Genomic DNA, 24,214 nt, shown 5'->3' on the forward strand with positions numbered 1-24,214 from the left:
CGCGGCCTATACTTATCCAATGGGTGAGACGTTTATCTCATATTCTGAGACACAAATCTGGGACCCTTCGACCTACGACGCGCAGCGCCGTCGGCTCGTCCCGTCCTTCGACCTGCTCTACGGCACAGTCGGCGAGCTGGTCGCCCGCGCCGACGAGGTCCGGGCCACCGCCGACGGCCAGGTCCCGGACCAGGCCGATGGCGCGGAACGCGAGGCGTCCGGCCCCGTGGTGCTCGATCTCGGCTGCGGCACCGGGCTGCTGGCCGCCGCTGTCCTCGAGGCCGCACCCACCGCCCGGCTACACCTGTTCGACGGTGCCGCGCCGATGCTGGCCAAGGCGAAGGCGCGGTTGACGGCCGACCGCGTCGTGGGAGTGACGGTGGGCGACCTCACCGGCGCCCTGCCGGCCGGTCCGTTCGACGCGGTCGTGTCAGCCCTGGCCATCCACCACCTCGACGACGACGGCAAAGTCGACCTGTTCCGGCGGATCGCCCAGGTGCTGCGTCCGGGCGGGCTGTTCGTCAACCTCGAGCAGGTCGACGGCCCGGTGCCGGCGCTCACCCGGTTGTACGAAGGCCGCCATGAGCGGTTCGCCCGGGCCGCCGGCTCGGACGACGCCGAATGGCAGGCGGCCCTGGGCCGGATGGCCTTCGACCGGTGCGCGCCGCTGGCCGACCAGCTCACCTGGCTCGCCGACGCCGGCTTCGCCCCGGTCGACTGCGTGGTACGCGACGGCCGGTTCGCCGTCTACGCGGGCTGGCGCGCCTGAGCCGCGCACCCCACCGCGCCCCGTCCCGCCGCGAGGACGCCCCCCGTGCCAGGACGCCCGACCCGCAGCGGACGTCCGCCACCGCGGGGGACGTCCGCTGCGGGACTCAGGTGCGGGAAGTGATCAGGGTGCCGCGGCAAGGAGGCTCTGCGCTCCAGGTGCCACCGGCGACCGCGGTGGCACCAGAGGTTGCGGTGGCAGCGGACGGCCGAGAGCGACGGCGACATCCCGGCGCAGGCCGGGGAGCAGGGCGAACAGGGCGTCACCTGGACAGGCTGTCCCCATCCAGTCCCGATGCCCACTGATCGTCGGGATCTGCCGACGCGCGCCGCTGCTCGGGTTGGTGTAGGTGGCCATACCGGTCGGGTCAAGCTGATGTCTGCCGGCGAGCGCGAGCAGCACCAGCGCGAGCGTCCGCCGCGCCTGCGGCGTCGGCGGACGCGTACGCAGGTCACCCATCAACGCCACCCCGATGTTCCCGGCGTTGTTCCCCTGCACATGCGCGCCGGTGACCGCCCGACCATCGGCTTCGTAGACCGGGACGGTGTCGGCTCCCGACCTTCGCCCCTCGTAGACGGCACCGGCGTTGTCGATGAGCAGGTGGTACCCGATGTCGGCCCAGCCTCGGTCCTTCGTGTGCCCACGGTAGATGGCCCGCACCGACGCGGCCGGGTCGGCGTCGTTCACCGGAATAGCCGTGTGATGAACGGTGATCACCTGCCCGGGTGCGAACTCCACCGGCCACGGCTGGCCCGTGCGCCGGTTGATCCGCCACGATTCATCGGCGCCCCAGCCGGCCCGTGGGACGTAGTGCACCCCTCCCACCCCGGAGGGCACCACCGCCGCTCCACCCACCACTGCCCCGGCCCCGGCCGCCTCGGCCCGAGTGGGCACCAGGCCGAACGTGGCGGCGAGCATCCCACCGGTTCCGGCACCGGCGAGACGTAGTGCGGCCCGACGACTCAACCCAGACCGGTTCGAACTGATGGACAGATCAGCCACGATGCATCCTCCGAACCACAGGATGGAAAGTGGGCACGCTACGTCACCGAGTCGCTCGCTTTTGGCGACGACACTCGGCAGCCAGGCCTTCGGACGTCACACCTTTGCGCGGCGCCGCCCGTCGACCATGGTCACTTTCCGTGACGTCTCTGTCCGGGCATCCTCTTGCCGGGCCATGTCCGGGCCCGCGGCGGATGTCCTCTCCACACGCGGCCTGAGCGACAGTCGTGTGCTCACGGCCGCCGCACCGCGGCCGGAGACCTTCGTGGACGACGGGCTAGCTGTACGAGTCCGCCTCGATGATCAGGCGGGGGTCGGTACCGGGCAACGCGGGGGCACCAGGGTGGCCGGGGGCGCCGGACTGCTCGAAGATGAAGCCTCGGGCACCGGTGATCGCCGGAGGTGGCGTGGCTTCGCCGTCGCCGTCGGGACGCGGGTGAAAATGCCAGGTCGGGGAGCCGTCCCGGGTGGACGGACCGCCCATCGGTGGCTGCCGGCGACGTCGCCGGTAGCTGATCTCCATCGTCGGTCGGGTACCGCCGCGCTCCCGGCGACCACCCGCTCTGGGATCGCCCACCGCCACATAGCGGCCAACGGCGGAATCGCCGCGCGGCCAACGTCCGGCGTCGGTCGTCCCGACCTCGTTCTGGCCACGGGCTCCGCCGGGAGCCCGACCGATTCCGGTGGCTGACCCGACACCGGGCGCACCACCCTGAGACCCATCACCGACAGTGATACCCGCTGAGATCGTGATACCCGCCGCGGTCGTGGGACCGGCCGAGATCGCAAGACCAGCGGACGCCACGGGAAGGGCGGACGTCACTCGACCAGCGGACAGCGCGGGAAGGGCGGACAGCGCGGGAAGAGCGACCGGCCCGGCCGAGGATGCCGCCTCGGCCGGGTGGGTGGGCCCGTCCTCGGTGTGGTTGCGGCTGCGGACGGTGTCCGCGGGCAGGCCGTAGGGGGCCCGGCGGCGCGCCTCGCCGCGGACGCGGCCGCCAACGGGGCGCGGGGCGGCGAAGCCGGGCGGGCCTGCGGGTACGGAGGCGCCGGGCATCCCGAAGGCGAGGGAGGCTCCGTGGGGGCCGGACGTCGGCGCGGGGGTGTCGTAGGGGCGTCCGCGGGGCTCGTCGGCGTCCTCACGCAGGCCGAAGCGGTCGTGCAGGCGGCGCAGGGGGGCGGGGGCCCACCAGTTGTACTTGCCGGCCAGGGCCATGAACGCCGGGACCAGGATCGCGCGCACGACGGTCACGTCCAGGGTGATGGCGATGGTGAGGCCCACCCCGACCAGTTTGATCATGCTGATGTGCGAGGTGGACAGGGCCACCATCACCACGACCAGGGCCAGCGCGACGCTGGTGATCAGTGGGCCGGTGGCACCGAGGCCGACGGCGACGGCCTCGGTGTTGTCGTCGGTGCGCTGGTACTCCTCCCGGATGCGGGCGAGCAGGAAGATCTCGTAATCCATGCTCAGCCCGAACGCGATGAAGAACATGAGTACCGGACTGGTCATCTCCAACGACCCGGACACCTGGAAGTCACCGACCAGCCAGCGCAGATGGCCGTCCTGGAAGATGAACGTCAGCAGTCCGATGGTGGCCGCCAGGTTCAGCGTGTTGAGCAGCATCGCCTTGATCGGGAGCAGCAGGCTGCCGGTGAACAGGAACAACAGGACGAACGTCGCGACCATCACGATGGCGAACGCGGCGGGCAGGCTGCGCAGGATCGTGCGCGAGGTGTCGAGGAAGTGCGGCGCGAGGCCACCCATCAGGGTCGCGAAGGGGGCGGGTGTCGCCTGGATCGCGCGCACGAGCGCCCGGGCCCCGTCGGAGACCGGGGACGTGTCGGTCTGCCACACCGACAGCCACGCGCCACCGTGGATGCCGACATAGCCCACCTGGGCGGTGGGCGCCGCGGCCGTGACCATCTTGCCCTGCATGAACGCGCCGGTGACGGTGTCGATCCGGGCGACACCGGGCAGGGCGGACAGCCGCCGGGCGTAGTCGGAGAGCTTCGCCGCGTTGGCCGGGTCGCGGGCGTCCAGCCCGGGCACGACGACCGGGATCTGACAGGGCAGGCAGGCCACGAACTCGGTGCGCATCGCGTCGTTGACGACATGGGATTCGGAGGCCGCGGGCAACACCGTGTCGTCGGCGAGGGACAGGTTCAGACCGCGCAACGGCAGCGCGCACAGCAACAGGATCAGCACCGCCGCCCCACCGAAGACCACCGGTCGGGCCAGCACCCGCCGGGCCAGCGCCGTCCAGCCACGGCCGGCCCCGGACAGCTCCGCCGACCCGCTGGCGTGCCGGCCCTGGACCTGGGCCTGCGCTCGGGCCAGGCGGCGGGCCCGGCGCCGCCGGGCGAAGCCGGAGCGGGCGATCATCGCGCGGATGTCGCCGCGGTCGAGCCGGTCGCCGAGCACCATCAACGCGGCCGGCAGCACCAGCAGCGCCGCGACCTCGGAGGTGATGACGACGATGCCACCGGCGAAGGCGAACGAACGCAGGTAGTCCAGCGGGAAGGCGAGCGCGGCGGTCAGCGACAGCGCCACCGTCATCCCGGAGAAGAACACCGTGCGTCCGGCGGTCTCCAGGGTGCGCCGCAGCGCCGCGCCGGGAAACAGACCTCTGGCCTGTTCCTCTCGAAACCGTCTCAGGATGAACAGGCTGTAGTCGACGGCGAGCCCGAAGCCCAGCGCCGTCGTCAGGTTCACCGAGAACACCGAGATGTCGGTGACCGTCCCCGCCAGCCGCAGCAGGGCAAGACTGGACACCACCGCGACCACACCGACGAGCACCGGCAGCAGCGCCGCCGCGACCGTCCCGAACGCGTAGAGCAACACCAGGAACACCAGCGGCGCCGCCGACAGTTCGCCCCGCTCAAGGTCGGCCCGGCTGTGCTCGGTGACATCACGCATGACGGCGGGGGCACCCCCGAACCGCACCTGGACACCGGGACCGGTGTGCGCGTACCGCTTGTGCAGCGCCTCGAGGCGGTCCTGGATGTGGTCCTCGGTGCCGGTGAGGCGGAACACGATCAGCGCCGACCGGCCGGCCCTGGAGCGCAGCAGTGGATTACCGGAGATCCCGTTGCCCGGCCAGTAGGAGGCGACCGAGGTGACGTCCTGCTCGGCGGCGATCTGCCCGGTGAGCTCCCGGCCGAGATGGTTCGGGGTCGGCCCGTCGATGCCCTCCTCAGCGGTGACCAGGACGCCGATGTTCGGCGGCGCGTCCGGGAACTCCTCGTCCAGCAACTGCTCGGCGCGGGTGGACGGGTCGGACTTCGCGTAGAAACCGCCGGTGGCCAACTGGTGGTAGACGCCGGCGTTCCACGGCAGCAGCACCACGACCAGCAGGCAGGCGGCGGCCAGCAGCCGACCACGGTGCAGGACCGCGATGTCCGCCGCCATCGTGAACATGGAGCGCCGCCGGACCGGCACACCCGCCATCGTGGCCATGGTCGCCATGACCCGTTCCGGGGAGGTGTGGCCGCCTCGGGCCGCCCGTCCCATCCGCCCGCCGCGCCCGGTCTGGCCCAGTCGCCTGACCGGCACGGTCCGTCCCGTCACCCCGGACGCCTCGATCCGCCCCGGCCGCTGTGCCCGTCCGGACGGCTGTGCCTGCCCCGCCTGATGTGCCTGGCCGGACGGCTGTGCCTGGCCGGACGGCTGTGCCTGGCCGGACGGCTGTGCCTGCCCGGACGGTTCGGGGATGACGAGGGGCTCGGTGTGGATGGACGCGTGGTCCGGCGCCATGCCGTCCGCGACAGGCGAACGCGTCACCGGCGCGGATGCCTCCCGATCGGTGGTCTCCCGATCGGCTCGGGGTTCGCGTTGCGACGCGGAATCGGCGAACAACGGCATGACGCTCCCTTCGAGCGGCCCCGCCTCCGTGGATGTCCTCGTGGGCGGTGCGGTTCAGACACCGTCGCCGATCGCTGCGCCGACGAGCAGCGCGGCGCGACGTGAAACATCCCGGGTCGCGTTTCGACGCTAGACCCGCACGACCAGCCCGAACCTGAAATACCCCCGTTCGAGGGAGGTAACAGGTGGGGTCCGCCGACCCGGGGCAATCAGTGTCCGGAAATCCCCCGGCAACAGGGAGGACGGCCGAGGGAGCTCAGGCCGACCGGCGTATCACTGGCGGGAGGTAATACCGGCGGGGCAATCTCGAAGGTGGTACGGCAATGCTCGGTAGCCGTGCACCGCGCGGTCCGGTCGCACATGATCGGCGACACTGACGCGCGTTCCGCCCGGGATGTGGCCGGCGTTACGGTACCACCGACCTTCGAACGGTGGTTCACCTGACAGGTTGACCGCCAGGCGAAAAGCACGGTCCTGGTCGGACCGGTTCCCACCCGGGCCAGATGTCGAAAGTCTCGACTGTAATCCGGCGAAGGGCCCGGTCGAACCCTTCCGGAAATCCCGCGGGAACTTCCGGAACAGCGTCGGCGCAGGAACTTCATCGGTTCCCGCCGACGAACGGGACGTCCCCGCGCCGCCGGCGAATGCGCGCCGCGGCGTGGGGAGGACAGCGGGGTCGGTGCGGCGGAGCGGGTCGCACCGGCCCCGTGCTTGTCCACGCCGGGGGCGTAACGGCCCTGGCCGTGCGGTACCCCCGGCACTTCACTGATCTCCCGCGCGTCCGCGGGTCACCGTGTGCCGCCCGACGCCGCCATCGACGGGCCACAGTCATCGTTGCGACCGGGCCAGCTGAGCCGGACGGCGGGCACCACGGCGGGCCGGTCGGCCCGCGGCGGCACGGACACCGAGGTCATCCGAGCGGCGGGCCTGGTAGCGAGAGGGACGCCAGCCTGGAACGGACACCGTGCGTAACAGCGGGCACGGAACCGGGCTGGGTCACGTACGTCCTGGGTCAGGTACCGGGTTGGGTCACGTACCGGACTGGGAGTCGTACGGAGGCGGGTGGCCGGCGTGACTCGAACCCGCGCGTTCGGATGTCGGAACAGCTTTGGTCCGGCACCCGAATGCGCGGGGCGCGCCCCGCCGGCTCCACACCGTTGTGTCCGCTCTCCACCAGTCCGTTGATCAACCCATCGATCACGGCTGGTGATGGCCGGTCTGGCAGATCAGCCTGTCACGGCTGGCCCGCCCAGCAGCGGCCGAGCCGCTGTCAGGGCAGCATGCCCAGCTGGCGCGCGGCGTGCACGGCGGCCGTGCGGTTGCGAACGCCCAGCTTGCGCATGATGCTGCGGAGATAGGCCTTCACCGTCTCCGGTGAGACCGTCAGCCGCCGGGCGGTCTCGACGTTGGACAGGCCAAGTGCCACCTGTGACAACACCTCGAGCTCACGCGGAGTGAGTGCGAGTCGACCGCCGACCTTCGTGTCCTGATCGAGCAGGCCACGCAGCAGCTCCGAGACGCCGCCGATCCGACCCCGAAGCAGCGGGTCGGCCACGTGCTCGGTGACCTCCTGTAGCTCCCGATAGGCCAGGCGCAGACTTTCCTGCGGCTGACCGGGTGAGCGCGGCAGCGGTACCGCGCCCACCGGGCGTGCGGCGGTGAGCGGACGACGCCCTGGTGGCATCGCCTGCGCCATCGCATCCCCGTGTGTGGCAGCTACACCCAGCTCACGTTCCATCAGACGAGCCGTCGCAATGGCCGCACGAACGGCGGCCTCGGTGAACGGAACCTCTGTCCGCATGGCTCCATAGAGCACGGCCACAACCGCACCCCCCATGCTGACCGGAACCGCGAGAATTGCTCCGAACTCACTGCCCTCGAACGGAACGGCAGTCGAGCGAAGAACCCTTCTCGTCGCCGCCGGGTCGTTGATGACGACCGGGCGACTGTGTCGCACCACCTGACCGCCGATTCCCGTACCCGGTGGGACGGAGACACCGAGCAGACCGCTCGGTGCTGGCCCGTCCACGTTGGTGACGGTCAATCGGCCGGAATGCGGTGCAACTATTCCACCGAATGTGAGATGGGCTCCCGATGAAGCGCGCAGCCGGGCGAGTGCCCGCGGCAGTACCGTCTGCACGCGACTTGGGGCCGACACGTCCACTGTCACGAGCGTCCCCTTCCCCGACTTGGTTAGATCGAGCGAATCGTAGCACCCGTTTTACGTTAAGCACAGATAAGTGCACAAACGGCATGCCGGCAAAATTCGTGCGAGGGGGGTTGCCATCGAGCGCGTAACAGGGTACTCAACCAGGCATCGGGATCATCATCGGACCCCTGCGGAGTGACCCGAGGGCTCCGGCCCCGATTCCGACTCCAGCTCCAGCTCCAGCCCCGGCAGCGTCTCCTGCTTCGGCCGCGCCCCCGACACCGGCGACGTCCGCCGCCGCGGTGACGCGAGCGGTGGGGACGCGAGCGGTGGGGACGCGAGCGGTTGCGGTCGCTGTTCGGGGTCAGGCTCGCACAGCGCCTGGGGCGCAGGCACAGCCGGGGGTTCGATCCCCGGATCAGCGCGGCGTTCGACCGGTGGGACGGACGGGGACGCGTCGCTGATCGCCATCGCGCGCAGACGGGCGAGCCCCGCGAGCAGCCGCAGCTCAGCGATGCTGCGCGGCGCGCTGTCCAGCAGCGCCGGCGACATCACCAGCACCGCGAGCACCTGGGCCCGCGACAGCGCCACGTTGAGCCGGTTGCGGGAGAGCAGGAAGTCCAGCCCACGTGGTGCCTCGGCGGCGCTGGACGTGGTCAGGGAGGTGATCACGACCGGGGCCTCCTGGCCCTGGAAACGGTCGACGGTTCCGACCCGCACCCCGGTGAGCCCGGCGGCGCGCAGGGCCTGTCCGATCGCCCGGACCTGCCGGTTGTACGGGGCGACGACCAGCACGTCCGCCGGTGCCAGTGGGCGCCGGCGCGCACCGTCGACGAAGGTGCGTCCGACCAGGTCAGCCACCCGTGCGCAGACCGCGTCGGCCTCGGCGTCGCAGCGTGTGGTGGCCCCCTCATGGGCGACGTCGACCAGGTGCAGACCGGGGGCGACCCCCTCCACCGCCCGTCCGGCAGCCACCGGATGGGCGTGCAACCGTCCGTTGTAGGCCAACGCCGACACCGGCGCGCAGACCGCGGGGTGCAGCCGCCGGGTACGGTCGAGGAAGTAGCCGAACTCCGGGGGCAGGATCTCGTTCTCCCCGAGCTGGCCAAGCCCGCCGTCGTCGCGGCCAAGCAGATGCGACAGCGCGGAGGCGTCCGCCCCGTCGGGGTGGATACCCGCCACCACCTGCGGCAACTGCTGCGGGTCGCCGAGCAGCACCAGGTTGCGTGCCGCGCCGGCGACCGCGAGGGTGTCGGCCAGCGCGAACTGGCCGGCCTCGTCGATGATCAGCACGTCGAACGGCTCGGCCGCCAGCTGCGGATTGGCGAACGCCCAGGCCGTGTCGCCGACGAGATGGCCCTGCGGGTGCTCCCGCCGCCAGGCCACCAGGGCCTTGAGGTCCCGCGGCACGTCCCACGGCGGCACGTCCGGGCGCTGCGGGGCGGATCGTTTCGCCTTCTTGGCCGCCGGCAGCCGGGCGCCGGGCACCGGCCCGGCGTCCTCGAGGGCGGCGAGCATGGCGTTCTCGATGGCCTTGTGGCTGGTCGAGCAGATGCCCACCGACGCGCCCCGCGCGACGAGATCACGGATGAGACGCCCGGCCAGGTAGGTCTTGCCGGCCCCAGGCGGGCCCTGGACGGCCAGATAGGACCGGTCGAGGGTGCTGACCGCGGCGAGCACCGCCGCCACCTGGTCGTCGCCGTGGGCGGCGGCGTCCGGCAGCGGTCCGCTGCGTCCACGGCGGCGGGGCGGCACCCGGCGCAGCAGGTCGAGGCCGGCCTCGGCGGGCAGCGCGGGCAGGGTCGCCGCGACCCGCTCGGCCAGCAGACGGATGGCCGCGGGTTTGGGCCTGGGTGACACCGGATCACCGGGTAGCACCGCCAGCGGCATCGCCCGGGTGGTCCGATCGGGGGGTGCGCTCTCGAGCAGGACCAGTTCGTTCGGCGCGGCCAGTTCCACGGTCGCACCGCTGGTCACGCCCAGCGCACCGGGTGGCCCCGGGTAGAGCAGACGGACCTTGTCCCCCCGCTCGAACGGGTGCGGGCGGCGCGGGTCGATCCGGGCGCGCAGCTCGCGGCGGGCCTTGCTGCGCCGCCCGGACGGCGCGTCCCAGTCCGCGTCGGCCTGCCAGCCGGTCGGCACACTGCAGTCGTCGGCGGACTCCAGGGACTCCCGGTCGGCCGCCAACGCGGCGAAGTACGTCCACCAGGCCGGCTTGTTCTCCCGCCGGTGGTAGCCGACGGCGGCGGCCAGCAGGGCCCGGGCCCGTTCGTCGTCCGACCAGCTCGCCTGGTCCACCGGTAGGCCCGCGAGCAGGGCGTTCACCACGGCCTCGGCTTCGGCCTCACCGTCGAGGGTGGCCTGCCCCGGCAGCTGCGTGTCGGCGTCGTCCACCGCCGCGGGAGCGGTCGCGGCGCGTTCGGCGGCGGACTCGTCCTGGTGGGCGGGCACCCCCGCGGCCTGTCGCCGCGCCAACAGCCAGCGGTGCAGCCGGTGGGTGGAGACACAGTCCACCCGGTTGTAGTCCGCGATCTCGGCGAGCAGCCGCTCGGCCTGCGCGTTCTCGCCCGCGGCCCGGTGCGCCAGGACCGACTCGTACGCGACGATGCTGTCCGCCGCGGTGGTGACCGCCGCCGTGCGCGCCCCCGGGTAGAACAGCGGCTCCAGGTACTTGATCGAGTAGGACGGTTGCGACACCCGCAGGCTGCGCCGGACCACCGTGTGCAGGTCGACCAGGCGATGGGCCCGCAGCAGCTCGTCGACCTGGTGTTCCCGGGTGCCGTGGCGGGCGGCCAGGCGGCGCAGCGCGTTCGGTTCGTACGGCGCGTAGTGGTAGATGTGGGCGCGCGGATGATCCCGCAACCGGGCCGTCGTCCAGTCGACGAACTCCTCCAGCGCGCGCCGTTCGCCGGCGCGGTCATGCGCCCAGAACGTCCGGAACTCCTCCCCCACCTGGTCCGTCCCGTCCGGGTGGGCGGACTCGTGCGGCTGCCGCGTCCCGTCCGGCCTTCGCACGCCGTCCGGGTGGGCGGACTCGTTCGGGGGATGGGTGAGGGTCACGGCTCCGAAGAGGTACTCCAGGCCGGATGCCTCCAACGCGTACGGATCACCTTCCATATCGAAGTAGATGTCGCCCGGGTCCGGCGCCGGCAGCATCGCGAGACCCGCGACGTCGACCATCCGCACGCTCACCGTGCCGAGTGGATCCTCCGTGCTGCGCGACGCGTCCTGGGCGGACTGCAACTCCGCCTGCAGCCGCAGCCCGGCGAACGTGGTCGTGGAGATCTCCGCGGGACGCCGCTCGTCGGCGGCGACCGCGAGCTCCTCGACGGTGGTGATCCCCACGCCGCGCAACGCCTGCCGCTGCTGCCCGCGCAGACCCGCGACCAGGGACAGATCCCGGGCCTGTGCCCGGCCGGTGGCGCAGTGCCCGTTGAAGGCGCAGCTCGCGCACTGCGGCCGGGCCTGCGCCCAGCTCGGCGCGGGCACCCGCGCCGGCCGGTCCAGCCGCGCCGTCAGCCGGGCCCGCGCGTGCGTCACCAACGGCGCGAAGTCATCCACCCGCAACGATCGCACCAGCCCCGCCGCCACGTCCGGCTGTCCCGCCGGCCGCGGGTCGGCCGCGGTGCCCGGTCGCGCACCGGATCGCGCGTCCGGTCGGCTACCCGGATGGACTCGGCTGCCTGGATGGACGAGGTGCATCAGGTGCGGGACGGGGACGCCGACCGAGGGCAGCGCGAGCGCGTACGCGGCGAGCTGCAGCACCGCGGCGGGCGTGGCCGCGCGGGCGAGCTTGGCGTCGACCGGCTCGTAGCGGCCGGGCTCGGCCGGACCACGACTCGCCCCGGTGGACGGGTCCAGATGCGCGGCGATCAGGAAGTCGGGCCGGCCCTGGAAGCTCCCGTCGAACAGAACCCCCTGATAGACGACCGGGACGCCGCGGGCAAGCGCCGCACGGGTCCGGGTGAGGGCGGTGGCCAGGCCCTCCGCCGTCGGTACCGGCCGGGGGATCTCCACCACCGCGTCCACGCCGAACGTCCGGCGCAGATGACCAAGCCATCGCCGTTCGTGCGCCTCCCCGTGGCGCACCGCGGTGCGATCGGGTGGGCTCAGCCGCACCACCCCGGCGTCCGGACTGGTCCCGCCGTCCGGGGCCACCCCGGAGCCCCCCGGGGTGGCCTGGTCGGCCTCGGCGGCCAGGCGGCCGTCCGCCATCGCCTGGGTGAGCTCCGTGCGGTGTCCGCATTCGACGACGTCCACGAGGTCACCCGCGGAGATGATCCAACGGCCGTCGAGCCTGTACACCGCACCATCCCCGTCCGCTCCTGCGCGGGCCGCCAGGCGCGGCCCGGGCTAGAGACTGTCACCGGTCAGCCATCGGCCACGCCGGGGGTCCGTCCGGGCCAGGGCCCAGCGAGACGGCCGGAGCGACCGGCACCTTCGGGCCAGGATCGGCGGTCATGATGTGACACGGCGACATCCTCCCATCGGGCCACTTCTATCGGGTGTTCCTGACCGGGCGAACCGCGCGGGCGGCAGAAAGAATTGTGTGTGGCTCTCGCCACAACCCACTTCCGAGCCCCCGCGCGCGACATGACATTGCGACTTGATGTGACATTGCGACCAGGCGTGCCCGAATCGGTGCGTAACGCGCAGAGACCGTTCGGTATTACGATGAACGCAAAGGTCTACGGGAGGCACGGCGTGCGCAGCATCGATCGCCTGCTGCATCCGCGGGTCGTCGCCGTCGTCGGGGCGAGCCGCGAGCCGGGCACGGTTGGTCACGAAGTGTTCCGCCGCCTGGTGGCCAGCGGCTTCACCGGCACCGTCTATCCGGTCAACGCCGCGGCGAGTCACGTCGCGTCCGTGTACGCCTACCAGGATCTCGCCGATGTACCCGAACGGGTCGATCTGGTCGTGATCGCGGTGCCGGCGCCGCGGGTCGCGGCGGTCCTGCGCACCTGCGCCGCACGGGGGGTGCGGTCGGTGATCGTGGTCTCCTCCGGTTTCGCCGACGGCGGCCCCGCGGGGCAGGTACTGCTGGCCGAGGTGTGTCAGATCGCCCGTGACGCCGGCATCCGTCTGCTCGGCCCGAACGCGATGGGTGTCATCAACACCGCGTCCACCTCGCGTCTGCACGCGACCTTCGCCGTGGGTAACCCCCCGCCGGGGCGGGTCGGCGCCTTCACCCAGTCCGGCGCGCTGGCCGGCACCTTCCTCACCGACGCGGCACGCCGGGCGATCGGGTTCTCCACCTTCGTCTCCGCCGGCGACCGGTCGGACGTCTCGACCAACGACCTGCTCGAGTACTGGCAGACCGACCCACGTACCGAGCTCGTCCTGCTGCACCTGCAGAACTTCGGTAACCCGCGCCGGTTCGCCCGGATCACCCGCCGGCTCGGGCGGACCAAGCCGGTGGTGGCGCTCAAAAGCGGCCAGGACTCCTCGGGCGGTGCCGCCGACGCGCTGTTCGCCGGCACCGGGGTGATCCGGGTCGACACCCTCAACCAGCTGTTCGACACCGCGGCGCTGCTGGCCCATCAGCCTCTGCCGGCCGGGCGCCGCGTCGGCGTGGTGGGTACGTCCAGTGCGTTGGCGGCGCTGGCCACCGACGCCTGCCACAGCTACTCGCTGGCGGTGCCCGGCCTGTCCGCGACGACCCGCGCGGCGCTCGCGCGGATCGTCGGCCATGACGGCGCCGACAATCCCGTCGACCTCGGCCCGCTCGCCGACCCCGACCGGTTCGACGCGGCGCTGCGCCTGGTGGCCGGCAGCGGCGAGGTCGACGCGCTGCTCACCCTGGTCACCCCGCATGCCCAGGTCGACCGGCTCGGTGCGGCCGTACTGGCCGCCTCCCGCGATCATGGACTGCCGGTGCTGGCCTCCTACCTGGGTCAGGACGGCATGCCGGCACCACTGGCCGTTCCCGACGCGGTGGGTTCACCCGGACGCGGCTCGGTGCCGTCCTACTCGTCGCCGGAGTCCGCGGCGCTGGCACTCTCCCGCGCCGCCGATCACGCCGCCTGGCGGGCCCGGGCGCAGGGCCAGGTCCCGTCGCTGTCCGGCATCGACACCGCGCACGCCCGCGCCGTGACCGCCCGCGCCGTGACCGGGCACGCCGTGGTCGACGACGCGTGGCTCCCGGAGCCGGTGGTGCACAGCCTGCTCGCCGACGTCGGCCTGCGGCTCTGGCCCAGCACCCGGGTCGCCGACGCCGATTCGGCGCTCGCCGCCGCGCACCGGGTCGGCTGGCCGGTCGCCATCAAGATCGCCGAGGAGCGGTTCCGCAGCCGCCTGGACGTCGGCGCCGTGCAGCTCGGGGTGGGTGACCCCGCAGAACTCACCGCCGCCTGGCAGGCCGTGCGCGCCGCGGTCGGCTCCGGCGACATGCTCGTCCAACCGATGGCACCGGGCGGCGTGTCCACCGTCGTGCGGATGCACCACGATCCCAACGTCGGCCCGCTGGTGTCGCTGCGCCTCGGTGGCGCCGTGGCCGACCTGCTCGCCGACCCCGTCGCCCGCACCCTGCCGCTGACCGACGCCGATGCCGCCGAGCTCATCGCCGCCGTGCGCGGCAGCGTGCTGCTGCTCGGCGGTTCCGGCGCGCCCGCCGCCGACACCGACGCCCTCGCCGACCTGCTGCACCGGGTCGCCCGGCTCGCCGACGACGTCCCGCGGATCACCGAGATCCTGCTCGACCCGGTGCTCGTGGGCCGACGTGGCGTGGTGCTGCTCCACGCCGGCATCCGCCTCGCCCCACCAGTGGACGCGCCACCGCCACCGCCACCGCCATCGACACCAGCGACAGCGACAGCGACAGCAGCACCGGCGACAGCGGCGGCGGGTGACAGCGCGGCCGGCTAGCCCGGTACGTTCGTAGCCATGACGGCACGCCAGCGGATCGCGTTCCAGGGTGAGCGGGGCGCGAACTCCCACATCGCCTGCCGGGACGTGTACCCCGACTTCGACGCGGTTCCCTACCCGACCTTCGACGAGTGCTTCTCCGCGCTCGAGGAGCAGGCGGTGGACCTCGCGATGATCCCGGTGGAGAACTCCACCGCCGGCCGGGTCGCCGACATCCACCTGCTGCTGCCGCGCCCCACCGTGCACATCATCGGCGAGTACTTCCTGCCGATCCGCCACCAGCTGCTCGGTCTCGTCGGCGCCACCCTGGACGACATCAAGACCGTGCACAGTCACCCGCAGGCCCTCGCGCAGTGCCGGGCGGGGCTGCGCGCGCTGGGGCTGGTCGCTGTCACCGCCGGTGACACCGCCGGTGCCGCCCGCGAGATCGCCGAGGCGGGCGACCCGAGCCGGGCCGCGATCGCCTCCCGGCTGGCCGCCGAGGCGTACGGCCTCGAGGTCCTGCGCGCCGACCTCGAGGACGAGGCGCACAACACCACCCGCTTCCTCATCCTGTCGACCGAGAACCTGCGCGCCGCCGCCGGTATCGGCCCGCTGGTCACGACGTTCGTGTTCAAGGTGCACAACCGGCCGTCCGCGCTCTACAAGGCGCTCGGCGGGTTCGCCACCGGTGGCGTCAACATGACGAAGCTGGAGAGCTACATGGTGGGCGGCCACTTCGTCGCCACCCAGTTCCTCGCCGACATCGAGGGCAGCCCGGAGGACCCCGCGGTCGCGCAGGCCTTCGAGGAACTGTCGTTCTACGCCGACCACCGCATCCTCGGCGTCTACCGGGCCAGCCGTTACCGCGAGCGCCAGCGCCTCGAGCCCGCCCCGGTGGCCATGGCCGCCGCGCCCGAGGTCGCGCCGTACGCCGCGAACCGTCCCGCCGTGGACCGCCTCGCCGTGGACCGCCCCGCTCTGGACCGTCCCGCCGCGTCCCGGTGACCGCGCCGACCGCGCCGCCTCGGCCCGGGCCGGCACTGCGCATCCGACTGCCGCAGGTCGCGCCGTCCATGCGGGAGTTCCTCGCCACCGAGGCCGGTGGTGCGGTGCTGCTGCTGGTCGCCGCCGTCATCGCGCTGATCTGGGCGAACTCGCCCTGGTCACACGGGTACGAAGCACTGTGGACGGCGACCGCCCAGGTGCGTCTCGGCGACGCCGACCTCACCCTGAGCCTGCACCACTGGGTCAACGACGGGGCGATGGCGCTGTTCTTCACCGTCGTCGGTCTGGAGATCAGCCGCGAGTTCACCGCCGGTGAGCTGCGCGACCGGCGCATCGCCGCCGTCCCCGCCCTCGGTGCGATCGGCGGGCTGACCCTGCCCGCCGTCATCTACCTGCTGTTCAACTCCTCCGGGCCGGCGGCGCACGGGTGGGGCATCCCGATGTCCACCGACACCGCGTTCGTCATCGGCATCCTGGCGCTGTTCGGACCCGCCTGCCCGGACCGGCTGCGACTGTTCCTGCTCACCCTCGCCATCGTGGACGACATCGGCGCCATCACCGTCGTCGGGATCTTCTACACCGAGCACGTCCGGTTCGGGGCGCTCGCCCTCGCCGGTGGGCTGGTGCTGGTCATGCTGGTGCTGCGCTGGCTCGGCGTGTGGCGGCTGCTGCCGTACGCGCTGGTCGCCGTCGTGCTCTGGGGCGCGATCCACGCCTCCGGGGTGCACGCCACCCTCGCCGGGGTGATCACCGGGCTGCTGATTCCCGCTGTCCCGCCCCGACCCGACCAGGCGGCGCAGGTGCCGGTGTACGTGCGGGCGCTGGCCGAGGAGTCGAACGCCGCCCGGGCGAGCCTCGCCGTGATCGCGGCGAAGGCCACCGTGTCGGCGAACGAACGGCTGCAACGGGTGCTGCATCCGTTCAGCGCGTTCGTCGTCGTTCCCCTGTTCGGTCTGGCCAACGCCGGGGTGCACCTGGACGAGCACACCCTGCGGGCGGCGGCGGCGTCCCCGGTGACCTGGGGGGTGACGCTCGCGCTGGTGCTCGGCAACGCGGTCGGCATCACCGTGGCGAGCCTGGCGGCGATGCGCACCGGCCTCGGCCAGCTGCCCGGGCAGGTCCGCTACGGCCATCTGGTCGGCGCGGCCACCCTGGCCGGGATCGGCTTCACGATCTCGCTGTTCATCACCGAGCTCGCGTTCACCGACACCGAGCTGCGCGACCAGGCGAAGATCGGCATCCTGGCCGGTTCGTTCGGCGCCGCCGTGCTCGGCACCATCCTGTTGCGCACACTCGGCGAACGGATGCCGCTGTGCTCACCGCTGACCGACGAGCCGGTGCCGACGCTGCCCCCACGCCCCTGGCGCCCACCGACACCTTTTCTCCCACCGCTGCCGCCCCCGGCTTCGACGCAGCCCCCGGCATCGACATAGCCGCAGGTAATCGACATAGCCGCAGCCTTCGGACATCGCCTCGGGTTCGACGTAGCCCGCGGCTTCGACGCATCGTGTCCTGGCCGCCGGCCCTACCCGCGACGCCGCCGACGCTGACCTGACGGTGCGCGACGCAGCGACAGGGCCATCGCCTTACGCAGCGGGGCGATCTCCGCCCGACCCCGGTACGGCGTGCCGCCCAGGAAGATGCTCGGCGTTCCCCGCACCCCCTGCTCGATGGCGAGGCCGTAGTCGGCCTCGACCGCGTCGCCGTAGGGCTGGGCCGCGTCGCCGATCACCAGATCGCCGTCCACACCGAGCGCACCCGCGTAGGCCCGCAGGAACTTGTCGGCCAGCCGGTCCTGCCCGGCGAACAGCCGGTCGTGCATCTCCCAGAACTGCCCCTGGGCGCCGGCGGCCTCCGCCGCGAGCGCCGCCGTCAGCGCGTACGGATGGACGTCGTACACCGGAAAATGGCGGAACACCAGCCGAACCTGCCCGTCGGAGGTGTCCACCAGCTCCCGCAGCACCGGCGCCGCCTGCGCACAGTACGGACACTCGAAGTCCCCGTACTCCACCACCAGGATCGGCGCGTCCGCCGGCCCGTACGCGTGCCGACACGGCGCGGTGTCCACCGCGACGACCACCGCACCCGACCCGCCCGCACCGGCGGCGCCCCCTGCCGGGCCGTTCGTACCGCCTGCGCCGTTCGTCCCGGCTCTACCGGATGCACTGGCTGTACCGGATGAACGTCCAGGAACCAGCTTCACACCAGCGATTATGCCGCCCGCCCGCGTCCCGGCCCCTGCCACGACCACCTCCCGTGACCACCGATACCGGCCATCTGTGACTCTCAGTGGCGGACCCTCCGGGCTCGGGCCGCCGTCGGGCCCTCGGGGTGAGGGAGAATCGGTGCTATGAGTTCCCAGGACGGCGACCCCGCCACGACCACGGGCGCCTCGGACGCCGCGACGCCGGTGTGGGATCTCAACGCCGATCTCGGCGAGGGGTTCGGGGTGTGGCGACTCACCGAGGACGACGCGCTGCTCCCGCTGGTCACCAGCGCGAACGTGGCCTGCGGCTTCCATGCCGGGGACCCTTCGACGATGCGGCGGGTGTGCGAGCGGGCCGTCGAACACGGGGTGCGCATCGGTGCGCAGGTCAGCTACCGCGACCTGGCCGGTTTCGGTCGCCGCGCCATCGACATGGACCCCACCGAACTGCGCGACGACCTCACCTACCAGCTCGGCGCACTGGACGCGTTCGCCCGCATCGCCGGCGACCGGGTGCGCTACGTCAAACCACACGGTGCGCTCTACAACCGGGTGGTGGCGGACGAGGAGCAGGCCGCGGCGGTCGTCGAGGCGGTCCACGGATACGACCCGGGTCTGCCCGTGCTCGGCCTGCCCGGATCGGCGCTGCTACGCCGGGCCGCGGCGGCCGGACTGACCTGTGTCGGCGAGGCGTTCGCCGACCGGGCCTACACCGACGCCGGCACCCTGGTCTCCCGGCGCGAACCCGGTGCTGTCCTGCACGACCCCGAAGCCGTGATCCACCGCACGGTGCGACTCGCGACGACCGGCACCCTGGACTCCGCGCACGGCGTCCCGGTACGGGTGGCGGCCAGGTCGATCTGCGTGCACGGCGACACCCCCGGCGCCGTCGACCTCATCCGAGGCCTGCGCACCGCGCTCCATGAGGCCGGAGTCACCGTGGTGCCGTTCTGCTGACCACGCCGCGCCTGCCCGAACCACATCGCCGATGTCGTCTGGGGGCCCCATGCGGGTACTGACCTGCGGCGCGGACGCGCTGCTCGTGGAGGTCGCCGATCTGGACGCGGCCGGCCAGCTCTACGCACATCTTCGGACGGCACCCCCACCGGGCGTCGTCGCGCTCGTCCCGGCCGCCCGCACCGTCCTGGTCCGCTTCGACCCGGCCCGCACCGATCTCCCCCGCCTACGCCGCCTGCTCGCCGACCCGCCGCCGCCCATCGCCGCCGCCGCCCGCGTTGGCACTGGGCCGTCCGGTGCGGTGCGCCTGGACGGGGCGGCGGGCGAGGCGGGGGACCTGCCGACGGTCACGGTTCCCGTCCGCTATGACGGGCCGGACCTCGCCGAGGTCGCGCGCCTGACCGGGCTGACCCCCGCGCAGGTGATCGACCGGCACATCCGCGGCACGCATCGGGTGGCGTTCTGCGGTTTCGCCCCCGGTTTCGCCTATGTCTCGGGGCTCGACCCCGACCTGCACCTGCCACGGCGCGACTCACCACGCACCCGCGTCCCCGCCGGTGCGGTCGCGATCGCCGACCAGTTCACCGGCATCTACCCTCGGACGTCACCGGGCGGCTGGCATCTGATCGGACGAACCGACCTGGCCGTCTTCGACCTTGACCGCGAGCAGCCCGCGCTGCTCCCCCCGGGCACCCCCGTCCGCTTCGTCGCCGTGAAACTCCCAGCCACCACCCTCGCCACCCCCGTCCCCCCCACCACCGCCGTCCCCGTGGATGACTCGGGGGCCGCGAGTACGGGGTCCACCGGGGTGGGGATCGCGCGGGCGAGGTCGGCGACGATCACCGTGGTCTCGCCCGGTCCGCTCGCCACCATCCAGGATCTCGGCCGGACCGGCCTCGCGCATCTGGGCATCACCGCGGCGGGCGCGCTCGATCGTCACAGCCTGCGCCTGGCCAACCGGCTGGTCGGTAACCGGGCGTCCGCCGCCGGAATCGAGTGCACCTACGGCGGTCTGGTGGTCACCTTCGACACGCCCAGGCTGATCGCCATCACCGGTGCGCCCTGCCCCATGACCCTCGCCGGACGAGCGATCGGCATGAACAGCCCCGTCGAGGTGCCAGCCGGCGCCCAGCTGCGCATCGGCCCGCCCGGGCGGGACGCGCGGACGGGCGGCCTCGAGGATCCGCGGGCGGCCGGCGTGCGGACGTACCTGGCGATCCGCGGCGGTCTGGACGTACCACCCGTGCTCGGCTCCCGCTCCCGGGATACCCTCGCCGGACTCGGACCAGCTCCTCTGGCGGCCGGCGACGTACTCCCCCTCGGTCCCGCGCACGCCGCGCCACCGGTGGTCGACCTGGCGCCGCAGGCCCGCTACCGGGCCACTCCGACACTTCGCGTCATCCCCGGTCCGCGTGACGACTGGTTCACCCCTGATGCTCTGGCCACCCTGTGGGCGTCCACCTACGAGGTCAGCGCGGACAGCGACCGCATCGGCATCCGTCTGCGGGGACCCGCCCTGGCTCGGCATGTCACCGGCGAACTACCGTCGGAAGGCATGGTCGTCGGCGGCATCCAGATCCCCCCGGACGGCCAGCCGGTCGTGTTCCTCGCCGACCATCCGGTCACCGGCGGCTACCCGGTGATCGGCGTTCTCCCACCGGACGATCTTCCCCTGGCCGCCCAGTGCCGCCCCGGTCAGCACCTGCGCTTCACCCGCGCTCAGTGAGGAGCGCGATGCCGATGACGACGGTGACCAAAAGCACCCGTGTTCTCGCCCTCCGCAACGGCGCCGTCCTGATCCGCGGCCTGACCGTCGGGCGTCACCCCTGGACGATCGCTCGGGTAGACCTCTGACTCCGCGATGGCCGCCGGGACATCCCCGGTGGGCCCCTGCGCACCCCGCGCGCCATACGGCTGCGCCCCCTGATCCGCGTAGCCCTGGGTGCCATACGGCTGCGCCCCCTGACCGGTGTGGCCCTGGGTGCCGTACTGCTGCGCGCTCTGGTCGGTGTAGCCCTGGGTGCCATACGGCTGCGCGCCCTGATCGGTGTAGCCCTGGGTGCCATACTGCTGCGCGCCCTGATCGGTGTAGCCCTGGGTGCCATACTGCTGCGCGCTCTGGTCGGCGTATGGCTGCGCGCCCTGGCCGGTATAGCCCTGGGAGGCGCCGTAGCCCTGGGCGCCGTAGGCCTGGTTGGGGTCGTAGCTCTGGGCGTCGCGGTTCGCGGCTTCACTCTGGGTGCGTTGCAGGCGGCGTTCACGGTGCTGGCGGGCGGCGGCGACATCGCGCACGCCGCGCACGCTGAGCCGTCCCCAGGCGGTCGCACCGAGGAACACGATCATCGCGCCGAGACCGTAGAAGAAGGTCAGCCACTCGAAGGCCTGGCGCACCGAACCGCCGCGCGGGAAGCCCAGCGCACCCAGATGCAGGGGGCCGGCGAGGGTCGGACCGACGATGAACCAGGTGCCGGCCGCGATGGCGAGCCAGGCGCCCAGTGCCGCGGTGGCGCGGTTGGCGCTCAGCAGCAGCAGGAGTCCGCCGGCGAAGGCCGCGAGGCCAGGCAGCAACTCCAGCCAGAAGCGTGCCGAGCTCCACGTCCAGGCGGAATCCTGGGTGAAGCCGAAGTCGAAGGCCGGGCCGATGAACGGGATCAGCGCCCCCCAGATCCCAAGCAGCATCAGCAGCACTCCGCTGAGCGCCCCACGGCTACGCGGGATGCGCCATCTGCCCAGCCCTCGGCTACCTGTGTCGGTGACCGGTGCGGCCATAACCCGCTCCCTCCCTGCGCTGGTGGTGGCGGTGGCTGTGACGCCAGGCCATATCAGCAGGGTGCCCCGCGGGAACGCACCAAACCAGCAGGTCAGAGACGATGTGGCGGCGGGCGACGAACCCGGACGACGATCATGGACGGATGATGCGAACCATTCGCGGCAGCCGACGGCCACACACCACGGACCACATTTGAGTGATAGATATCACACGAATAATCGAACCTAATGACCGGATGACCATCGCTGCACGTCGCGTGCGGGTTTCGCCACCGTAGCCACCCGATCATTCCGGGGTGAACTACGCCTGTTAGCATAAACAGCCCGCAGGGTCCACCGTTATAGTGATCTTCACCGGAACGATCGTCGCGCGCTGCCGCTGGAGGACCGCTCATGGTCGATGTCCGCTCGATTGCCGCGCGGCCGCCCGTCGCCACCGCCCGCGGGGGCAAGCTGGTTTCGCCCCCCTCCGCGCAGGTGGAAGCACCGCTGCCGGCGAGAGCGCCGCTGCCAGTGGGGGCGTCACCGATCGGGCGGCAGGTCCGGGTGCCGAAGACCGCCGAGCTCGTGGCCGGCCAGCTGCGGCGCCGGATCATCCGGGGCGAACTCGCCGAAGGCGACGCGCTGCCCCCCGAGCCGACGTTGATGACGCAGTTCGGGGTGTCGCGGCCCACGTTGCGCGAGGCGTTCCGGGTCCTCGAGGCGGAGGCGCTGATCTCCGTGCGCCGGGGAGCACACGGTGGGGCGCGGGTGCATGCGCCGAGTCCGGCGGTGGCCGCCCGTTACGCCGGGCTCGTCCTCGAACATCGAGGTGCGACCCTGGGTGACGTCCACCAGGCCAGCAGTGTTCTCGAGCCGCCGTGCGCCGCCCAGCTCGCCGAACGCCGCGACCCCGCGGACGCGGCGGAACTGCGCCGCTGCCTGGCCCAGGCCGACACCACCGTCGACTGCGATGCCCTCGCCGCGGCCCAGGCCGAGTTCCACCTCACGCTGGTCCGGCTCACCGGCAACCACTCGCTGGCCCTCGTCACGGACATGCTGCAGCACCTGGTCGAGATCGCCAACGCGCAGCAGGCCACCCATCCCGTCAACACCGAACCGCACGCCGACGCCACCCGTGTGACGCACGCCCGGCTCATCGAGCTGATCGAGACCGGAGACGCCGCGGCGGCGGCCGACCACTGGCGCTCCCATCTGGCCGCGCCGGAGCACGCCATCCCCGGCGGTCCCGCCGACAGCTGCCTGCTCGACCTCCTCGGCTGATCGCGGCCCCCGCGGGCGATCAGCTCACGGGACGGTGGGCGGCGGGCCAGACCGTCCACTGGGTGACGGGCATCGCTGGCCGCCAACCGGTGAACCCACCCACCGGCGAGGCGCGGCTCACCGCGAGCCGGACCAGTTCCCCACCACAACGCGCGTACCACTCGGCGAGCACGGTCTCCGACTCGAGAGTCACCGCGTTGACGACGAGCCGGCGACGGTCCCAGCGACCCCGGCCACCGCCGTCGTCGCGGTCATGGTCCTCGTTGCTGTCGGCGTGCAGAGCGGTCCAACAGGCCTCGAGCACTCCGGGGGCGCTCACTCCGCCACCCACGAAGATCGCGTCCGGGCGGGGCAGGGCGGCCAGGTCCCGCGGGGCACGTCCGTCCACGACACGCAGGTGCGGGACGCCGAGCCGGGCCGCGTTGCGCCGAATCCGCTCGGCTCGCTCCGGTCGCGGCTCGATCGCGATCGCTCGCGCGTGGGCGTGTGTGCGCAGCCACTCGATCGCGACGCTGCCGCTGCCCGCACCCACATCCCACAGCAGTTCGCCCGGCGCGGGGGCGAGCCGGGCGAGGGTCAGCGCACGGATCTCCCGCTTGGTGATCTGCCCGTCATGCTCGAACGCGTCATCCGGGAGCCCCGGCACCCGGGGAAGGTACCTACCGTCCGGTTCCAGCACGGCCTCGACCGCGATGATGTTGAGATCCGCCACCGCGGCGGAGTCGGCGCTGGCCCAGTGACGCGCGCCGGCCACCTGACGGTCCTCGTCGGACGCGCCAAGCCGGGACAGCACCGTCAGCGCGCTGGCGCCGTATCCGCTGTCGACCAGCAGCGCCGCCACCGCCGCCGGTGTCGATCGATCGGCGCTGAGGACCAGCATCCGCCGCCCCGGTGCGAGGACGAGTCGGATCTGATCCAGGGCGCGGCCGACGACGCTGACCACGTCGACGTCCTGCGACGCCCAGCCCAGCCGCGCGCACGCCAGACTGACCGACGACGGATGCGCCACCACCCGCACCCGCGCCGCCCCCAGCAGCCGTACCAGTGTCACCCCGATGCCGTAGTACATCGGATCGCCGCTGGCCAGTACGCACACCCCGCCGGGCGCGGCCCCCTCGACGTGTTCCGCCAGCAGCCCCGGCAGTGCCGGCAGCAACGGCGATGGCCACTCGATCCGCCGAGCACCGGGCGGCAAGCCGTCATCGGTCACCGAGGTGGACGTCCGCACGGGCAGGTCGGCGAGCTGGCGGCGGGATCCGAACACGACCGGCGCCACCCGTAGCACCCCGCGCGCCTCAGGCGACAGGCCGGCCCAGCCGTCCGCCCCGATACCGACGACGGTCACGGTCCCTCGCGGAACAGCCCCTCGCGGAACAGCCCCGT

Annotated in this window: 14 protein-coding genes and 1 pseudogene; 7 read left to right on the top strand and 8 right to left on the bottom strand. The window is 72.6% G+C overall.

From position 1 onward, the window contains the following. Positions 1 to 19 precede the first annotated feature (19 nt). Positions 20 to 769 (top strand): class I SAM-dependent methyltransferase, encoded by a 750-nt coding sequence (locus MXD59_RS05590; RefSeq protein WP_248823719.1) that lies wholly within the window; start codon positions 20 to 22, stop codon positions 767 to 769. Positions 770 to 892: 123 nt separating this feature from the next. Here MXD59_RS05590 and MXD59_RS05595 read toward each other — a convergent pair whose 3' ends face one another. The 5 genes and pseudogenes from MXD59_RS05595 to MXD59_RS05615 form a co-directional block, all read right to left on the bottom strand. Then, positions 893 to 1,771 (bottom strand): N-acetylmuramoyl-L-alanine amidase, encoded by an 879-nt coding sequence (locus tag MXD59_RS05595; protein WP_248823720.1) that lies wholly within the window; start codon positions 1,769 to 1,771, stop codon positions 893 to 895. 277 nt (positions 1,772 to 2,048) lie between these two features. Then, positions 2,049 to 5,555: an MMPL family transporter gene (locus MXD59_RS05600; RefSeq protein ID WP_248823721.1), complete on the bottom strand. Its 3,507-nt coding sequence runs from the start codon at positions 5,553 to 5,555 to the stop codon at positions 2,049 to 2,051. Between the two features lie 1,351 nt (positions 5,556 to 6,906). Continuing rightward, on the bottom strand, positions 6,907 to 7,332 hold the full coding sequence (locus MXD59_RS05605) for a LuxR C-terminal-related transcriptional regulator (protein ID WP_248823854.1): 426 nt from the start codon (positions 7,330 to 7,332) through the stop codon (positions 6,907 to 6,909). Positions 7,333 to 7,422: 90 nt separating this feature from the next. Continuing rightward, positions 7,423 to 7,806 (bottom strand): annotated as a pseudogene (locus MXD59_RS05610) (GAF domain-containing protein); the annotation flags it as partial. Between the two features lie 156 nt (positions 7,807 to 7,962). Then, on the bottom strand, positions 7,963 to 12,090 hold the full coding sequence (locus tag MXD59_RS05615; protein WP_248823722.1) for a TM0106 family RecB-like putative nuclease: 4,128 nt from the start codon (positions 12,088 to 12,090) through the stop codon (positions 7,963 to 7,965). Between the two features lie 369 nt (positions 12,091 to 12,459). On the opposite strand from MXD59_RS05615, the gene MXD59_RS05620 reads away from it, so the two are divergent. Genes MXD59_RS05620 through nhaA form a run of 3 tightly spaced genes read left to right on the top strand, consistent with a single transcriptional unit; the run spans position 12,460 to position 17,069 of the window. Beyond that, positions 12,460 to 14,649: an acetate--CoA ligase family protein gene (locus MXD59_RS05620; RefSeq protein WP_372511929.1), complete on the top strand. Its 2,190-nt coding sequence runs from the start codon at positions 12,460 to 12,462 to the stop codon at positions 14,647 to 14,649. 18 nt (positions 14,650 to 14,667) lie between these two features. Continuing rightward, the gene (locus MXD59_RS05625) at positions 14,668 to 15,636 is read left to right on the top strand and encodes a prephenate dehydratase (protein ID WP_248815597.1); all 969 of its coding nucleotides are present in this window, start codon (positions 14,668 to 14,670) and stop codon (positions 15,634 to 15,636) included. Beyond that, entirely contained in the window at positions 15,633 to 17,069 is a 1,437-nt protein-coding gene (gene nhaA, locus MXD59_RS05630; protein ID WP_248823724.1) for a Na+/H+ antiporter NhaA, read from the top strand. The genes MXD59_RS05625 and nhaA overlap by 4 nt, the downstream gene beginning before the upstream one ends. Before the next feature lie 92 nt (positions 17,070 to 17,161). On the opposite strand, the gene MXD59_RS05635 is transcribed toward nhaA, so the two are convergent. After that, a complete protein-coding gene (locus MXD59_RS05635; protein WP_163549560.1) occupies positions 17,162 to 17,716 on the bottom strand; it encodes a DsbA family protein in 555 nt (184 codons plus the stop codon). Between the two features lie 270 nt (positions 17,717 to 17,986). On the opposite strand from MXD59_RS05635, the gene MXD59_RS05640 reads away from it, so the two are divergent. Together MXD59_RS05640 and MXD59_RS05645 are read left to right on the top strand one after the other, a co-directional pair. Continuing rightward, on the top strand, positions 17,987 to 18,799 hold the full coding sequence (locus MXD59_RS05640; RefSeq protein WP_248823725.1) for a LamB/YcsF family protein: 813 nt from the start codon (positions 17,987 to 17,989) through the stop codon (positions 18,797 to 18,799). A gap of 49 nt (positions 18,800 to 18,848) precedes the next feature. Then, positions 18,849 to 20,525, top strand: coding sequence for a 5-oxoprolinase subunit B/C family protein (locus MXD59_RS05645; RefSeq protein WP_248823726.1), 1,677 nt, complete (start codon positions 18,849 to 18,851; stop codon positions 20,523 to 20,525). On the opposite strand, the gene MXD59_RS05650 is transcribed toward MXD59_RS05645, so the two are convergent. Beyond that, positions 20,519 to 21,568 carry a polyadenylate binding domain-containing protein gene (locus MXD59_RS05650; protein WP_248823727.1) on the bottom strand — a complete coding sequence of 350 codons (1,050 nt, stop codon included), beginning with the start codon at positions 21,566 to 21,568 and terminating at the stop codon, positions 20,519 to 20,521. The two genes, MXD59_RS05645 and MXD59_RS05650, sit on opposite strands and share 7 nt — an antisense overlap. A 546-nt stretch (positions 21,569 to 22,114) precedes the next feature. On the opposite strand from MXD59_RS05650, the gene MXD59_RS05655 reads away from it, so the two are divergent. Further along, the gene (locus MXD59_RS05655) at positions 22,115 to 22,831 is read left to right on the top strand and encodes a FadR/GntR family transcriptional regulator (RefSeq protein WP_248823728.1); all 717 of its coding nucleotides are present in this window, start codon (positions 22,115 to 22,117) and stop codon (positions 22,829 to 22,831) included. 19 nt (positions 22,832 to 22,850) lie between these two features. On the opposite strand, the gene cbiE is transcribed toward MXD59_RS05655, so the two are convergent. Continuing rightward, a complete protein-coding gene (gene cbiE / locus MXD59_RS05660) occupies positions 22,851 to 24,176 on the bottom strand; it encodes a precorrin-6y C5,15-methyltransferase (decarboxylating) subunit CbiE (RefSeq protein ID WP_248823729.1) in 1,326 nt (441 codons plus the stop codon). Positions 24,177 to 24,214 lie beyond the last annotated feature (38 nt).

Source organism: Frankia umida, from assembly GCF_023242945.1.
GTDB classification, from domain to species: Bacteria; Actinomycetota; Actinomycetes; order Frankiales; family Frankiaceae; genus Frankia; species Frankia umida.

What these genes read in the sequence shown, in the direction of transcription:
- MXD59_RS05650 (WP_248823727.1), bottom strand. Translation starts at nt 21,568, where the DNA reads ATGGCCGCACCGGTCACCGACACAGGTAGCCGAGGGCTGGGCAGATGG.
- MXD59_RS05625 (WP_248815597.1), top strand. Translation starts at nt 14,668, where the DNA reads ATGACGGCACGCCAGCGGATCGCGTTCCAGGGTGAGCGGGGCGCGAAC.
- MXD59_RS05620 (WP_372511929.1), top strand. Translation starts at nt 12,460, where the DNA reads ATGAACGCAAAGGTCTACGGGAGGCACGGCGTGCGCAGCATCGATCGC.
- MXD59_RS05605 (WP_248823854.1), bottom strand. Translation starts at nt 7,332, where the DNA reads ATGGCGCAGGCGATGCCACCAGGGCGTCGTCCGCTCACCGCCGCACGC.
- MXD59_RS05640 (WP_248823725.1), top strand. Translation starts at nt 17,987, where the DNA reads ATGAGTTCCCAGGACGGCGACCCCGCCACGACCACGGGCGCCTCGGAC.
- MXD59_RS05645 (WP_248823726.1), top strand. Translation starts at nt 18,849, where the DNA reads ATGCGGGTACTGACCTGCGGCGCGGACGCGCTGCTCGTGGAGGTCGCC.
- MXD59_RS05590 (WP_248823719.1), top strand. Translation starts at nt 20, where the DNA reads ATGGGTGAGACGTTTATCTCATATTCTGAGACACAAATCTGGGACCCT.